Annotated in this window: 14 protein-coding genes; 2 read left to right on the top strand and 12 right to left on the bottom strand. The window is 68.0% G+C overall.

All coding sequences use genetic code 11. The annotated features are described in order from the left end of the window. Positions 1–79: 79 nt before the first annotated feature. The 9 genes from N1027_RS09705 to N1027_RS09665 all read right to left on the bottom strand — a co-directional run bounded on the left by N1027_RS09705 (position 80) and on the right by N1027_RS09665 (position 9,717). Positions 80–1,375 carry an ABC transporter substrate-binding protein gene (locus N1027_RS09705; protein ID WP_259507271.1) on the bottom strand — a complete coding sequence of 432 codons (1,296 nt, stop codon included), beginning with the start codon at positions 1,373–1,375 and terminating at the stop codon, positions 80–82. Positions 1,376–1,414: 39 nt separating this feature from the next. Beyond that, a complete protein-coding gene (locus N1027_RS09700) occupies positions 1,415–2,272 on the bottom strand; it encodes a carbohydrate ABC transporter permease (RefSeq protein WP_259507270.1) in 858 nt (285 codons plus the stop codon). Beyond that, on the bottom strand, positions 2,269–3,231 hold the full coding sequence (locus tag N1027_RS09695) for a carbohydrate ABC transporter permease (RefSeq protein WP_259507268.1): 963 nt from the start codon (positions 3,229–3,231) through the stop codon (positions 2,269–2,271). The genes N1027_RS09700 and N1027_RS09695 overlap by 4 nt, the downstream gene beginning before the upstream one ends. Next, positions 3,228–4,256, bottom strand: coding sequence for a LacI family DNA-binding transcriptional regulator (locus N1027_RS09690; RefSeq protein ID WP_259507267.1), 1,029 nt, complete (start codon positions 4,254–4,256; stop codon positions 3,228–3,230). The genes N1027_RS09695 and N1027_RS09690 overlap by 4 nt, the downstream gene beginning before the upstream one ends. Before the next feature lie 114 nt (positions 4,257–4,370). Continuing rightward, on the bottom strand, positions 4,371–4,772 hold the full coding sequence (locus tag N1027_RS09685; protein ID WP_259507265.1) for a hypothetical protein: 402 nt from the start codon (positions 4,770–4,772) through the stop codon (positions 4,371–4,373). Positions 4,773–4,840: 68 nt separating this feature from the next. After that, entirely contained in the window at positions 4,841–5,743 is a 903-nt protein-coding gene (locus N1027_RS09680) for a sigma factor-like helix-turn-helix DNA-binding protein (protein ID WP_259507263.1), read from the bottom strand. Continuing rightward, complete coding sequence (locus N1027_RS09675; RefSeq protein ID WP_259507261.1) at positions 5,740–6,684, bottom strand: RNA polymerase sigma-70 factor; 945 nt, start codon at positions 6,682–6,684, stop codon at positions 5,740–5,742. Before N1027_RS09675 ends, N1027_RS09680 begins: the two co-directional genes overlap by 4 nt. 117 nt (positions 6,685–6,801) lie before the next feature. Further along, positions 6,802–8,535: an MOSC and FAD-binding oxidoreductase domain-containing protein gene (locus tag N1027_RS09670; protein ID WP_259507260.1), complete on the bottom strand. Its 1,734-nt coding sequence runs from the start codon at positions 8,533–8,535 to the stop codon at positions 6,802–6,804. 39 nt (positions 8,536–8,574) lie between these two features. Beyond that, positions 8,575–9,717 carry an epoxide hydrolase family protein gene (locus N1027_RS09665; protein ID WP_259507258.1) on the bottom strand — a complete coding sequence of 381 codons (1,143 nt, stop codon included), beginning with the start codon at positions 9,715–9,717 and terminating at the stop codon, positions 8,575–8,577. A gap of 67 nt (positions 9,718–9,784) precedes the next feature. On the opposite strand from N1027_RS09665, the gene N1027_RS09660 reads away from it, so the two are divergent. Further along, positions 9,785–10,744: a helix-turn-helix transcriptional regulator gene (locus tag N1027_RS09660; protein WP_259507256.1), complete on the top strand. Its 960-nt coding sequence runs from the start codon at positions 9,785–9,787 to the stop codon at positions 10,742–10,744. 3 nt (positions 10,745–10,747) lie between these two features. On the opposite strand, the gene N1027_RS09655 is transcribed toward N1027_RS09660, so the two are convergent. Then, entirely contained in the window at positions 10,748–11,203 is a 456-nt protein-coding gene (locus tag N1027_RS09655; protein ID WP_259507255.1) for a YbhB/YbcL family Raf kinase inhibitor-like protein, read from the bottom strand. Between the two features lie 160 nt (positions 11,204–11,363). Here N1027_RS09655 and N1027_RS09650 point away from each other — a divergent pair, with 160 nt between their 5' ends. Next, complete coding sequence (locus N1027_RS09650) at positions 11,364–11,885, top strand: ribonuclease H family protein (RefSeq protein ID WP_372499704.1); 522 nt, start codon at positions 11,364–11,366, stop codon at positions 11,883–11,885. A 13-nt stretch (positions 11,886–11,898) separates the two neighbouring features. On the opposite strand, the gene N1027_RS09645 is transcribed toward N1027_RS09650, so the two are convergent. Together N1027_RS09645 and N1027_RS09640 are read right to left on the bottom strand one after the other, a co-directional pair. Next, positions 11,899–12,405, bottom strand: a complete 507-nt coding sequence (locus tag N1027_RS09645) for a hypothetical protein (RefSeq protein ID WP_259507253.1) — start codon at positions 12,403–12,405, stop codon at positions 11,899–11,901. 38 nt (positions 12,406–12,443) lie between these two features. Beyond that, positions 12,444–14,810 (bottom strand): arylsulfatase, encoded by a 2,367-nt coding sequence (locus tag N1027_RS09640; RefSeq protein WP_259507251.1) that lies wholly within the window; start codon positions 14,808–14,810, stop codon positions 12,444–12,446. Positions 14,811–14,868: the final 58 nt, after the last annotated feature.

The following is a 14,868-nucleotide window of genomic DNA, read 5'->3' as shown; positions in this document are numbered from 1 at the left end:
TGAACTTCTTGTGATGCGAATGCGATCGGCCGGAGCCGGAGCCGCGTGCCCACCCGAAACGGCGGCACGCGGCATCCGGTCATCCGCCGATCGAGTCCCAGCCGTCGGTCAGCTGCTTCTTCAGGTCGTCGAGACTGATCGAGTTCGCGAAGTATTGCTGCAGCCCCGGAGTGGCGTACTGGTCTTTCCACTGCGGGTAGTTGGTGGCTTTCTGGAACGGAGCACCCGAGAGGTCTTCACCCGACTTCAGGATCGGAGACCAGACCGGCACGTCGGTGGTCTGCTCGGCCACCACGTCACGGGCATCCGACGAGGTCGGGATGAGCCAGTCACCCTGGGCCAGCGCAGCCTGGTTCTCGGGGTTCATGAAGTAGTCGATGAACTTCGCGGCCTGCTCGGGGTACTTGCTCTGCGCCGAGACCGACATGGTCTGCGGGTTCGCGGCCTGCACCGGTCCGTCGCTGCCGGCGAGAGGCGGCAGTACGGTCCAGTTGAAGCCGGCCGGGGCCGACTCGGTGATCTGCTGGGCGAGGAAGTTGCCGCCGATGTACATGGCGTACTTGCCGCCGAGGAAGCCGGGGAGAACATCCGAACCCGACTGGGTCAGCGTGACCGGGTCGAGCGAGGCATCGTCGTAGGCCATGGCGTGGATCTTCTCGGGCACCGCGAGCTCGCCCTCACCGACGTCGATCGTGGCCGATCCGTCGTCGGAGACGTCGAAGAAGGTGCCGCCGAACCCGAGCGCGGTGTTCATCACCGCAGCGGTCGGCTGCTTGAGGCCCCAGCCGACGCCGAAGTTTCCGCCGCTGGTGAGCTGCTTCGCATCGGCCTGCAGGTCGTCCCAGCTGAGCGAGTCGCCGCTCGGCACCGGCACGCCCGCCGCCGAGAATGCGTCGGTGTTCGCGAACACGACGTAGGTCTGCAGCAGCGTCGGCGCGGCCACGATCTTTCCGTCGGAAGTGGTGACCGTCTCCCACACGTCGTCGGAGACGGCGCTCTTCACGTCGTCGCTGAGGTAGGGGCTGATGTCGGCCAGGTAGCCCTGGTTCGCGAACCCCATGATGTCGCTCGACTCGTCGTGGATGATGTCGGGCGCGGTGTCGCCCTGGAACTGCGTCACGAGCTGGTCGTGCACGTTGTCCCAGCTGCCCTGCACCAGGTCGATCTGGATGTCGGGGTTGTCGGCGTTCCAGTCGTCGACGATCTTCTGCGTCGCGGCGACCGTGGAGTCCTGGTAGGCCAGGCTCTGGAAGGTCAGGGTGACGGGGCCGTCGGGAGTGCTCGTCGTGGCGGTGCCTCCGCCGCCGAACGCGCATCCGCCCAGCAGTCCGGCGACAGCGAGGGCTCCAATGCCCAGCAACGCCTTTCTTCTCATGGTTCTCTCCTTTGTTGTGATGCTTCTCTTGGGTGGTCGTCAGCCTTTGACGGCGCCGCTCATCAAGCCCGACGTGAGTCGGCGCTGGATGAGGGCGAAGAAGATCAGGCTCGGGATGGTCGCCAGCAGCGATGCCGCGGCCAGCTGACCCAACTGCACCTGGCCCTCTGCGCCGACGAATCGGGCGAGGGTCAACGGCAGGGTCTGCAGCTTCGGATCCTGGATGAGCACCAGGGCGAAGAAGAACTCGTTCCACGACGAGATGAAGGTGAACAGGCTCGTGGCCACGAGTCCGGGCGCGAGCAGCGGCAGCACGATCGAACGCAGCACCCGGAAGCGGCTCGCGCCGTCCATCGCGCCGGCCTCCTCCAGCTCGGCGGGCACGCCGGCGACGTAGCCCTGCAACATCCAGAGCGCGAAGGGCAGCGACCACACCGTGTAGACGAGCACCAACCCGAAGAGGTTGTTGATGAGCCCGATCTGCTTCAGCACGAGGAAGAGCGGGATGATGATGAGGATGAACGGGAACACCTGGCTGAGCAGGATCCAGCCGGTCGCGACGCCCCGCAGCTTCGTGCGGAACCGGGCCAGGGCGTAGGCGGCCGGCAACGAGATCACCGTCACGATGAGGGTGGTCAGCACGGCCACGAAGAGGCTGTTGCCAGCGGCCTGCCACAGGTTCGCCTTCTCGATCGCGGCGGCGAAGTTGTCGAAGTTGAACTGTTGCGGCAGGAACGCGGGATTGGGTGACTGCAGTTCTTGCGGCGTCTTGAACGCCGTGATGAGCAGGAACAACAGCGGGAAGCCGAGAAAGATGATGTAGGCGGCGAGAGCGACGTACTGCAGCGGCCGCGTGATGCGGCGGCTGCGCGTGCCGGCCAGGGTAGCGGTCGTCATGAGAGGCGGCTCCTTGCCTGGCTGCGCAGATAGAAGAACAGGAACGCGGCGATGATGATCACCATCACGTTGCCCATCGCCGCCGCGTAACCGAAGTTGCCGTAGCGGAAGGCCTCGTTGTAGGCGAAGAGCATGGGCAGCATGGTCTGACCTCCTGGCCCGCCGGCCGTGAGCACGTAGACCAGGGCGAAGGAGTTGAAGTTCCAGATCAGGTCGAGGGTGGTGATGGCCACGATGACCGGCCGGAGCGACGGAAGCGTGATGTGCCAGAAGCGTCTGAACGTGCTCGCGCCGTCGATGGCGGCGGCCTCGTGCAGCTCGGCCGACACGTTCTGGAGGCCTGCGAGCAGGGTGATCGTGGTCTGCGGCATCCCGGCCCAGACGCCGACGACGATGACGGCGGGGAGCGCGGTCGAGAAGTCGCCGAGCCAGTTGATGTCGCCCGGCAGGCCGATGGAGCGGAGGAAGCCGTTGATCGGGCCGTAGGTCGGGTTGAGCATCAGGCGCCACATGATGGCGATGATCACGGGCGGCATCGCCCACGGCACGAGCGCGAGGGTGCGGGCGAGCCAGCGCAGCTTCAGGTCGAGGTTCAGCAGCAGGGCGAGCCCGAGTGCGCAGAAGAACTGCAGGATCGTCACCCCGAACGCCCAGATCAGCCCGATCCGGAACGAGTTCCAGAACAACTCGTTGCTGAGCAGCTGCGCATAGTTGTCGAGCCCGTTGAAGGTGACGGTCTGGTTGAGGCCGGCTTTCGCATCCGTGAACCCGAGCAGGATGCCCTGAGCGAGCGGGTAGACGCTGAAGAGCACCACGGGAATGAGGGCGGGCAGCACGAGCAGCCACGCGTCGCGGCCTCCGCGGTGGATGCCGCCCACCTTCGGGCGCTTGCGGCGCTTGCCGTCGTTCGGGTCGGGCGGGGTGGTCGGGATGATCACCGACTGGGCCGTCGTGGTCACAGCTCGGCCTCCGCGCATTCCTTCACCGAGGAGGCTCGCACCACCAGTTTCGGCTCGATCACGACCTGCTCCACCGGGGCCTGCGGGTTCTCGAGACGGCGCAGCAGCAGCTTGGCGGCGACGCGGGCGCGCTTGATGGAACGCAGGTCGACGCTCGTGATGGCCGGCTGAGCCAGGTCGGCGATGTCGGTGTCGTCCATGCCGACGATGGCGATGTCATCCGGAATCCGCAGTCCGCGCTTGGAGATGACCTTCATGGCCGCCACGGCGAGGAGGTCGTTGGCGCACACGATGGCATCGGGGGTGGTCTGGTCGAGCAGGGCGGCTGCGGCCTTGAGGCCGGCGCGGTAGGTGAAGTCGCTCGCGTTCACCTGGGCGTCGGCGTTCTGCGGGCGGCCCTGCTCGGTGAGGGCGCGCAGGTAGCCGTTGAGGCGAGCGGCGCCCGGCACGGTGTCGACCGGACCGTTGATGAAGGCGATGCGCTGGCGACCCTGCTCGATGAGGTGGTCGACGGCGAGGGCGATGCCGCGCACGGAGTCGGCACGCACGTTGTCGAGTTCGACGCCGGCCGGGAGCGAACCGATGATGACGATCGGCAGGCGGCTGGCGCGCAGCTGGGCGCCGAGTTCGTCGGTGACGCGGAGGGGGCTCAGGATGAGGCCGTCGGCGAAGCCGCGGTTGAGGCCGGTGAGCAGGTCGATCTGGTCTTGCGGGTCGCTTCCGGTCGACGAGATGACCAGGCGATAGCCGGCCTTCGTCACCACGCGGGAGATCTCGTGCATCATGCCGACGTAGACCGGGTTTCCGACGTCGGCGACGGCGAGGGCGATCTGGTCGGTCTTGCCGGCCTTCAGCGAGCGGGCCGTGGCATCCGGAACATAGCCCAGTTCGTCGGCCGCCTGTCGCACACGTTCGACCACCTGCGGCGAGGCGGGCAGTCCGTTCATCACGCGCGAGACGGAGGCGATGGAGACGCCTGCACGCTCGGCGACCAGCACCAGCGTGGACTTCTTCGTCTGGGGCACGGCACTCCTCACGTCATCGGAAGGCGCCCTTCGGGCGACTGTAAACGTTCTCGTAAACGTTTACAGGAGACACGCTAACCCGCCGTCGCCCGGTTCGCAACCCGGGCCCGGGCGCTAGCGCTGGGCGGCGAGGACGAGATTCATGATCGTCAGGCCCAGTGTGAGGGTCACGAAGGCGATGCTGAGGCCAATGCCGGCCTTGGCCCGACCGCGACCGCTCATCGCGTCACCGGCGGTCTCCCGCAGGCCGGCACGGCCGTAGCGGATCGCCTCCACGCAGAGCGCCCCGATCACCAGCGTGTGCACGATCATGCCGATCCACGTCAGCACCGGCGACGTCGCGCCTCTCAGCAGGTAGGCCTCGAGAAAGTTGACGACGAGGTTCGCCGCAGGAATCAGCCAGGCGAGCAAGAGCGAGCGGTTCGCCGACTTACTCCACCCCGCCGTGTTGACCGGCGCCGAGCGCGTGACCCGGCTGGCGGAGGACGGAGACGAGGCGGCTGTGGGATCGGACACGGGGGCAGCTTAGCGACTTCTTCGACACCCGTCGGAAGCGGTCGGTGACAGCAGCCCGGTTATGGTGCTCAGACGTCGTTCCAGCGGCGGAGCTTGTCGGGGGCCAGCACGATCCAGATGTCGCGGATCGCGTCGGCCGCGACACTCACGCTCACCACACCGACCACACGCCCGTCCCGGCGCGCCACGATGCCGAGGCGATCGTTGACCGGCTGCGCCGTCACCGTCACGGCCGGCGACAAACCGGCCAGCGCAACGAGCAGCCGCGCCACCCTCTCGGCGTCGCCGATGGGCGCGGGCGCGACATCCGCCGTGCCTCCGGTGTCGACCAGGGCGATCACGTCGTCGTGCAGCAGCTCGCGCACACGGCCCACGTTCTTCGCCTCCACGGCGCTCAGCAGATCGAGCACGACGGTGCGATGGCGATCGGGCGGCGACTCCTGCAGACGCTGCTGCTGGATCTGACGGCGGGCCGAGCGGGCCAGCTCCCGCGCCTCATCCGGCGACCGGCCGACCACGTCGGCGATCCCCCGATATGCCACACCGAACACGTCGTGCAGGATGAACGCGACCCGCTCCTCGGGCCTCAGCGAATCGAGCACCACGAGCAGCAGCATGTACATCGAGTCGTCGAGCGTGACACGGTCGGCCGGTTCGCTCGGCGACGACGCCTTCGACGACGCGGATGCTGTCGACGGCGACGCCTTCGACGACGATGCGGGCGCTGACGACACCACCGGCAGCGGCCCCGGCGTGTGCCCTAGCAGGTCGAGGCAGATGCGGGCGAGGATCTCGGTCAGCCGGTCGCGGCGTGATCCGGTCGATGCGCGCTCTTCGGGCGAGAGTTCGAGCCACCGCGCGAACGTGAGGTCGACGGCGCGTTCGGCTTCGGCTGGGGTGGCCAGTATCCCCCGGGCGATGTCGACGAGCCGTCCACGGTCGCTGAACAGGTCGTCGCTGCCGGGCGTCACAGGCCTGCGGTGGGTAGGACGCGGCCGAGCTTCTCGGGGTTCATCGTCCACAGGAGCTGCTCGATCCCGTCGTCGCCGATCGTGACGGCGAGCGAGGTGGTGACGACCCCGTCTTCGACCACGGCGACGCCCGGCCGGCCGTTGAACTCGACCCACTCGATGGTCTTGCCGATCCAGAAATGGCTGGAGAACGCGGCGATGAACTTGGCCACGCGGCTGCGGCCCATCACCGGGATGCGTGCGGCGAGCTTGGCACCGTTGCCGTCGGTGTAGCTCACCACGTCGGCCGCGAAAAGCTCTTCGAGAGCCGTGACGTCGCCCGTCTGGGCGGCCTGCATGAAGGCCACGAGCAACCGCTGCTGCTCGGTGGCCGCCACCGCCGTGCGGCGTTCGGAGGCGAGTCGCTTTCGGGCACGGCTGACGAGCTGCCGCGTCGCGGGCTCCTTGAGCTGAACGATCTGAGCGATCTGGTCGTAGGGGTAGTCAAAGGCCTCGCGCAGCACGTAGGCGGCCCGCTCGGTGGGCGTCAGCTTCTCGAGCAACAACATCATGGCGAACTCGAGCGCCTCGCCCCGTTCGGCACCCAGCTCGGGGTCGTCGCGCGTGTTGATCGGTTCGGGGAGCCACGGCCCGATGTAAGTCTCCCGGCGCATCCGTGCCGACTGCAGCATGTTGATCGAGAGCCGCGTGGTGGCCGTGGCGAGAAAGGCCGCGGGTTCGAGCACGACGCTCCGGTCGTAGGTCTGCCAGCGCAGCCAGACGTCTTGCACGATGTCTTCGGCATCGGCGGAGCTGCCGAGCATGCGATAGGCGATGCCGAAGAGGCGGCCGCGCACCTCGGCGAACACGGCGGCCGCGTCGTCGAGCCCGCCGGTGTCGTTCCGGAGGGTCGTCGGCCCCGGCTCGAGCTCGTGCTCCGACTCGGGCGTCTTCTCGGCCATGGTCGTGTCCTCCTGTGCGGGCGTTCGTGCGACGGATGGGGATCCCTACCCACTCAGACCGGGCACCATCCGAACCTGTGACGGGATCGCGCAGATCGTCGTGAACATTTTTCTGGATCAGGCGTCGAGCACGATGTCGCCGGTGGGAAGAGCACAGCAGACCAGCACCTGGCCGTCGGGCGGCAGTTCGAGCGGGTCGGGGTCGTAACTCACCTCTCCGGCGATCAACGGAGTCACACACGTGTGACACACCCCCGCACGGCAGGAGAATCGGGTGGGCACGTCGCTCGCTTCCGCGAGACCGAGCAAGGAGCTGTCGTCGCTGCGCCAGCGCACGGTCAGGCCGCTCCGGGCGAAGGTGACGGCCGGCCCGGTTCCGGGAGGGCCGGTCGGTTGATGCGGGCTGACGCTGGCATGCGCCACGACGCCGGGGTGGATCGGAGCCAACGTGGTGAACACTTCGCTGTAGATCGAGCCGGGGTCGAGCCCGAGGTCGCCGAGCGCGCTGGTGACGTCGGCGATGAACCCGGCCGGCCCGCAGACGTAGGCCGCCGCCCGTGTCGGCACCCCGAGCTCGCGCAGCCGCTCCTCGGTCGGCCGACCCGCGAGGCTTCCCTCGATCGGGGTGGTGTACCGCGTGTAGAACGTGACCGCGTGGGCGTTGGGCAGCTCCTTCAGGTAGTCGCCGGCCTCGCGGGCGAAGATCTGCTCGTCGGGTGTCCTGGCCGCTTGGATCCACCAGATCTCCCGCTCGCTGCCCGCCTCGGCGAGACGACGGAGCATCGAGATCACCGGTGTGACGCCCACTCCGGCCGAGACCAGGAGCACGGGATCGGCGGCGTCACGCAGCACGAACTCTCCGCGTGGCGCGGCGACCTCCAGATCGGCGCCGACACGCAGCTGGTCGTGGATGTAGCGGCTGATCTGCCCGTGGTCTTCACGCTTGACCGTGATGCGATAGCTGGTCCCGTCGGGTATGCCCGAGATCGAGTAGCTCCGCACCGCGGTGGCGCCGTCGGGCAGCGCGACACGCAGCGTGAGGTATTGCCCGGGCAGCGGGGTGTCGATCGGCGGCCCGCCGTCGGCTGTCAGGTAGACGGATGTCGTGACAGCCGTCTCGGCAACGGTCTTGCTGACCGTCATGGGCCGGAACCCGTTCCAGCCCGGCCGCGTGCCGATGGTCGGGCCGATCACCGTGGCATCCGCGAGGTCGGTGCCGAGCAAGTCGTGGAACGACTGCTGCCAACCCGGGCTGAGTGCGGGGATGTCGACCGCTTTGCGGAGGTCGTCGTCGGAACGGTGCGGGAGGTAGAGCAGGCCGTCCGTGCGGGTCACGGTGAGGGCGTGCGGCCCGGTTCGCGTCTTCACGATCGCGTCGCCCGCCCGCACCTCACCTTCCGTGATGACGCGGAAGTAGAACCCTGGTCGGCGATGGCCGACGAGGAGGGCGGGCATCCGGGGTTCGGCCAGTCGGAGCCCCACCCGGAAGCAGGTGACGCGGGGCTGGGTGACTTCGAATTCGGCGTCACCGATGCGGTAGCGGTCGCCGATGCACACCTCGTCGTCGGGCAGGCCGTCGACCGTGAAGTTCTCGCCGAAGCAGCCCGGCGTGAGGTCGTCGCGCCCCAAGAATTCGGCCCAGTGCGCGTAGGACTGCTGCTGGTAGACGAACACGGCGCGCTGCTCACCACCATGGCCGGCCAAGTCGCCCTGCCCGTCGCCGTCGATGTTGAGCCGGCGCACCATGCGGGCTCCGTCGACCGGCGTCTTGTAGATGCCCGTGTGCACCGTCTCGCCCTGCCACGGCACATCCTTCGGCAGTCCGACGTTCAACGAGAGCAACGTGCTCATGGCAGCACTGTAGTCGCGAAGCAGCTCGATTCCGAGGGCTCAGCTGAGCGCGGCGAAGAAGGCGCGGATGTCGCCGACCACGAGATCGGGGCGCTCGAGGGCCGCGAAGTGGCCGCCCTCGTCGAAGCGACTCCAGTGCACGATGTTGTCGTTGTCGCGCTCGGCGAAGACACGGATGGTCTGGAAGTCGTCCTTGAACACCGCGACACCGGTCGGAGCACTGTTGACCTGCGCCTTGGCCTCCGCTCGTGCGTTCTCGAGATAGCTCCGGCTCATGCCCGCGGCGGCGTTGGCGAACCAGTTCACGCTCACTTCGAGCAGGATCTTCTCCAACGGCACGAGCGAGGTGCCGTTGCCGAAGTTGTTGAACAGTTCGCTGTAAGCCAGCAGTCCGAGCGGCGAATCGCTGAGCCCCACCGCCACGGTCTGCGGTCGCGAGGCGTTCATCGCGTTGTAGCCACCGACCGACTGGAACCACTGCATGTGCTCGAGTCCCGCGTAATCGGCCGGCTCCAGCTTCTCGAACTCCGCCGGGTCGCCCGAGGGGAACGAGAAGAGCTGCAGCACGTGCAGGCCGAGGAAGCCGTCGGGGTTCAGCAACCCGAGTTCGCGTGCCACCATGGCGCCGTTGTCCGAGCCATGGATGCCGTAGCGCTCGTAGCCGAGACCGCGCATGAGCTCGTCGTAGGCCCGGGCGACCCGCGCTGTGGTCCAGCCCGACTCCGTGAGCGGCTGCGAGAATCCGTAACCCGGCGCATCCGGGATCACCACGTCGAAGGCGTCCTCCGCGCGACCGCCGTGCGCGACCGGGTCGACGAGCTGGTCGATCAGGTCGAGGTAGTCGACGGACGACCCCGGGTAGGTGTGGGCGAGCAGCAGCGGTGTGGCATCCGGGTTGCCGGAGCGCACGTGGATGAAGTGGATCGGCTGCCCGTCGACCTCGGCGACGAAATGGGGCACGGCGTTGATCCTCGCCTCGGCGGCCGGCCAGTCGAACTCGCGCCAGGCGGCGAGGGCTTCGCGCAGGTAGCTGTTGGGAGTGCCGGCGTCCCAGTCGTCGGCGGGCGAAGGCTGCGGCAGACGGGTGCGGGAGAGCCGGTCGTGCAGGTCGGCGATTTCGGTCTCGGAGACCGAGACGGTGAAGGGGCGGATGGCGAGCTGAGGAGTGGTTGCGTTGTCCATGTCCTCGACGATACGGACCCATTAGGTAGGATGCGTTCCTAATGAGAATCGACGTGAAGGAGATCTCATGACCGACCCGACAGCGCGCTTGCTGGCCCTGCTCGCCCTCTTGCAGAGCGGCCCGGAACGCACCGGGCGCGAGCTCTCCGAGCGCCTGGACGTCTCGGCTCGCACGGTGCGGCACGACGTCGAGCGCCTTCGCGATCTCGGCTATCCGGTCGACGCGACCCGGGGCTCCGCCGGCGGCTATCGCCTCGGCGCGGGCGGCAAGCTCCCCCCACTCCTCCTCGACGACGAGGAGGCCGTGGCTGTCACGGTCGGTCTGCGCGTGGCGGCCGGGATCGCCGGCGTCGAAGAGGCCGGCACGCGCGCCCTCTCGAAACTCGAGCACGTGCTCCCCTCGCATCTCCGCCCCACCGTCGACGCCCTGCGTTCGACCATCGACCGCGCGCCCGAGAACGTCGGCACGGATGCCCCCGATCCCGAGGTCGACGCCCGGGTGCTCCAGGCCATCGCGGCCGCCATCCACGACGTCGAGTGGTTCCGCTTCGACTACGACGGCGCGCCACGGCTGGTGGAGCCCTACCGCTTGCTCAGCTGGCAGCGGCGCTGGCACCTGGTGGCTCGAGATCCGAAAGACGCCACGTGGACGACCTACCGCGTCGACCGCGTCGAACCCCGGATGCCGACCCGTCGCCGCTTCGACCCGAAACCCCTGCCGGGCGGGGATTACACGGCGTTCGCGCTGCGCACGATCGCCTCCACCGGCTGGAACGTGCACGCCCGTCTCCGGATCGCCGCCTCCGCCGAGCAGGTGCTCGCGCGCATCAACCCCACCGTCGGCGTCGTCGAGCCGATCGACGACGAGAACTCCGTGCTGGTCACCGGCGCCGACAGCCTCGACACGGTGGCTGCCTACATCGGGATGCTCATGATGGACTTCACGGTCGAGTCACCCGAGGAGTTGATCCCCCGGCTCAGCCTGATCGCCGACCGCTACCGGCGGGCGGTCGACGGCTCCTTCTGACTCTCAGTCCCGAGAGAAGGTGCCGACGTACCGCGCGGTCTCCAGCACGGAGTCGGCGTATTGCGCCAGGAACTCCTCCCGGGTGGGGGTGCCCTCGACGGGCGCGCCGAGTGCGTAGGCGTGGAAGAAGTAGTGGTGAGGGCCGTGCCCGGCCGGCGGCTGCGGGCCGTACCAGGTGGGCTGCCCGGCGCCCATCGGTCCCACTCGCACACCCTCGGCCGCGAGATCGAGCGTCGTGGCGTCGGCGGGGATGCCGTAGACCACCCAGTGCGTGAAGCCGTTCGGCAGCGGGGCGTCCGGATCGTTGACGATGAGCGCGAGTTCGACGGTGCCCTCGGGCGCGCCGGAGAGCTCGACGATGGGGGTCTCGTTGCCGCCATCGGCCGAGAGGCGCTCGGGGATGCGACCGAGGTTCTCGAAATCAGGGCTCGAGACGGCGAGCTTGGCGAACATGGCCATGGTGGTGTCCTTTCGATCGGAGACGGCGCGCTCCCACGCGTCGCATCCACGATCCTGCTCCCCGATCCTCGGAGAACAATGATCGGCACGGAGAGCGACCGAGCCGTTCACCGCCGGCCCGTGACCGGCATCCGGTGCCGACGCCGCTACCCTGGAGGGGATGACAATCACCGCTTCCGCCGACGGCTCGGCCCTCGGCAACCCCGGACCGGCAGGCTGGGCCTGGTACATCGACGACAACACCTGGGGAGCCGGCGGCTGGCCGCACGGCACCAACAACATGGGCGAGTTGAAGGCGGTGCTCGAGCTGTTCCGGGCCACCGCGCACGTCGACGACGACTTGCACGTGCTCTGCGACAGCCAGTACGTGATCAACACGGTGACCAAGTGGATGCCGGGCTGGAAGCGCAAGGGCTGGCGCAAGGGCGATGGCAAGCCGGTGATGAACCTCGACCTGATCAAGGAGATCGACGAGGCCGTCGCCGGTCGCCGGTACACCTTCGAGTGGGTGAAGGGTCACGTCGGCCACGAGCTGAACGAGGCGGCGGATGCCCGTGCCCGCGGCGCAGCGGAGGCTTTCGCGCGCGGTCGCACGCCTGACACCGGCCCCGGGTTCCCGGGCGGGCCGGCACCCTTGGTGGAACCCGCGCCGGTCGCGCGCGCCGACGACACCCTCTTCTAGGGCGCGCCCCGCCTCACTGCACCACGATCTTCAGGAGCATCGCCAGGATGCCGAAGGCCGCCGTCGAGCACGCGCCGGCGAGTCGCCAGTACCACCGCGTGCCACGGCGTCCGAAGGCGATCCAGCCCACCACTCCGAGAATCACGACGCCCACCCACAGCGCCACCCAGTAGGCGATCGCGCCGCGGTTCTGCCCGAACAGCCCCACGACGAGGAAGGCGACCGGCGGGATGCCGGCCAGCAGGAAGCCGCGCGACTTGTGCAGCGCGATGCGGAGCGACGCACCGATCCGCACCGGTTCTTCGTCGGTGTGGCGGCGCTGATCAGAAACCGTCTGCACGTAGACGTCGGTCGACCAGAACACCAGCACGCTCAGGATGGTGATGGCGAAGACGTCGAGTATTCCGGAGCTCTCGTCGGCCACCGCGATGACGACGTTGACGAGCACCGTGCCCGAGACCAGCTGCGGCGTCACGAAGTCGTGCCGCAGACTCGCGGTCGAAAGCGGTTCCCGCGTCATCGCGATCGATTTTCAGGCCCGCAGGGCCACGCCCGACGTCATTGGCGAGCCATGGTGATCCGGAATCGTTCCTCCGGATCGATGAAATGGTCGTTGTCGTCGTCGCCGAGGTCGATCTGCACCCAATTGATGGAGCCCTTGAACCGGCTCGTGCCCGTGAGGTAGTCGGGCGTCACCGCCGTGCCGGACTCGTAGCCGACATCCGTCGTCTCATCGGCCGAGAAGATCATGGCCTGAGTCGCCCCCACCCGGCCGGCGCCCACCGCTTCGCCGTCGTAGAACAGCGTGACGTCGCCGCCCTTGCCGAGACCGCCGCCGTCGTAGGCGAACTCCATGCGCACCTGGTGGATGCCGGCCGGAATCGGGCGATCCGCCTCGGTCGGAAACTCCTGGATGCCGAGCACGTTGTAAACGAATTTCGCCCGGCCGTCCTTCACGTACAGGCTCCAGCCCCCGAAGCGGCCGCCCTGCGCGACGATCACCCCTCGGGCACCGCCCTCGGGCACCACGAGTTCGGCCGTGACCTGGAACGACTTGTTCTTGATGCTCACGACGCTGTTCTCGGAGAGTCTGCCCATGCCCGAGAACAACAACTGGGTGTTGCCGTGGATGAGGGTCGGCCTGCCCGCGACCTCCGGCGTCGCCCGCTCGACACCGCGGTCGTCGATCGGCAGCACGTTGTATTTGGTGGCCTCGATGATCCACAAACGCTGCAACTTGGCCAGCATCTCCGGGTCGTCGGCGGCGAGGTTGCGCGCCTGGCTGTAGTCGACGTGTCCGTCGTAGAGTTCCCAGACGTCGTCGTCGAACGCCGGCAGGGTCGGGCCCACCATCTCCCACGGCGTGCGGTGCTTCGTCACCGCGCTCCAGCCCTTGTAGTACAGCCCGCGGTTGCCGAACATCTCGAAGTACTGCAGGTCGTGGCGCTCGGGCGCCTCGGGCTCGTCGAAGGTGTAGAGCATGCTCGTGCCCTCCATCGGCGACTGCTGAACACCGTTGACCATCGTGGGCTCCGGCAGCCCGGCGGCCGCGAGCACGGTGGGTGCGATGTCGATGCAATGCGTGAACTGCGACCGCAGCCCGCCCTTCTCGGCGATGCCGTTCGGCCAGTGCACGATCGTTCCGTTGCGGGTGCCGCCCCAGTGCGAGGCCACCTGCTTGGTCCACTGGAACGGAGTGTCCATCGCCCAGGCCCACCCCACCGCGTAGTGGTTGTACGACGAGGGGGTGCCGAGCTCCGGCAGCTTCGAGTTCAAGAACTCGGGGGTTTCCAGGGCCGCCATCCCGTTGAAGTTCGCCATCTCGTTGAAGGCGCCATTGAGGGTGCCTTCTGCGGAGGCGCCGTTGTCGCCGACGATGTAGTAGATGATCGTGTCGTCCAGCACCCCCAGGTCGTCGATGGTGTCGATGACGCGACCGATCTGGTGGTCTGTGTGCTCCATGAATCCGGCGTAGACCTCCATCTCGCGCTCCAGCACGGGTTTGAGGGCGTCGGGCATGTCGTCCCACGCCGGGATCTCCGCGTGCCGGGGCGTCAGCAGTGCGTCGGCCGGGATCACGCCGAGTTCCTTCTGCCGGGCGAAGGTGCGCTCGCGTTGCGCGTCCCATCCGTCGGCGAACGCGCCCTTGTACTTGTCGGCCCATTCCTGCGGAACATGGTGCGGCGCGTGGGTCGCGCCGGGCGCGAAGTAGACGAAGAACGGCTTGTCCGGCATCAGGGCCTTCTGGGTGCGGAGCCAGTTCACGGCGTGATCGGCGAGATCCTCGGTGAGGTGATACCCCTCTTCGGGAGTGGCCGGCGGTTCGACCGCTGTGGTGCCGTCGTACAAGGCCGGGTCCCACTGGTTGTTCTCGCCGCCGATGAACCCGTAGAAGGTCTCGAACCCGCCGCCGGCGGAGGGCCACGCGTCGAACGGACCCATGGGCGACGATTGCCACACGGGCACCTCATGGCATTTGCCGAACTGGGCTGTCGAATACCCGTTCAGTTTCAGTGTCATCGCCAGCGGCGCCTTCGTGTTCGGGCGCACCGAGCTGTTGCCCGGCGCCGCTGTCGCGGTTTCGGTGATGCTGCCCATGCCGACCGAATGGTGGTTGCGACCCGTGAGCAATGCCTGCCGTGTCGGCGCGCACAGTGCCGTCGTGTGGAACCGGTTGTAGCGCAGCCCACCGGCCGCCAGCTTCTCGGCGTTCGGCGTCTGGCACGGACCGCCGAATGCACTCGATGACCCGAAACCCGCGTCGTCGATCAGGATGACCAGAACATTCGGCGCCCCCGCCGGGGGCCGCAGCGGCTCGATCGGCGGATACGAGGTGTCGGGGTCTTTGGCATCGTAGGTCGTGAGACCTGGAGCCGGTCGATCGGGAATGGGCAGCATCGAACGGGCGTGGCGATCCGGATTCATGGTGGTCCTCCTCGTGATTTCCCGACGGTAGCGCCCGAGCGCGGCCCCGGCTTCATCC

It is taken from the genome of Herbiconiux aconitum (assembly GCF_024979235.1).
GTDB lineage: Bacteria > Actinomycetota > Actinomycetes > Actinomycetales > Microbacteriaceae > Herbiconiux > Herbiconiux aconitum.
This window is presented reverse-complemented; position numbering and strand designations above follow the sequence as displayed.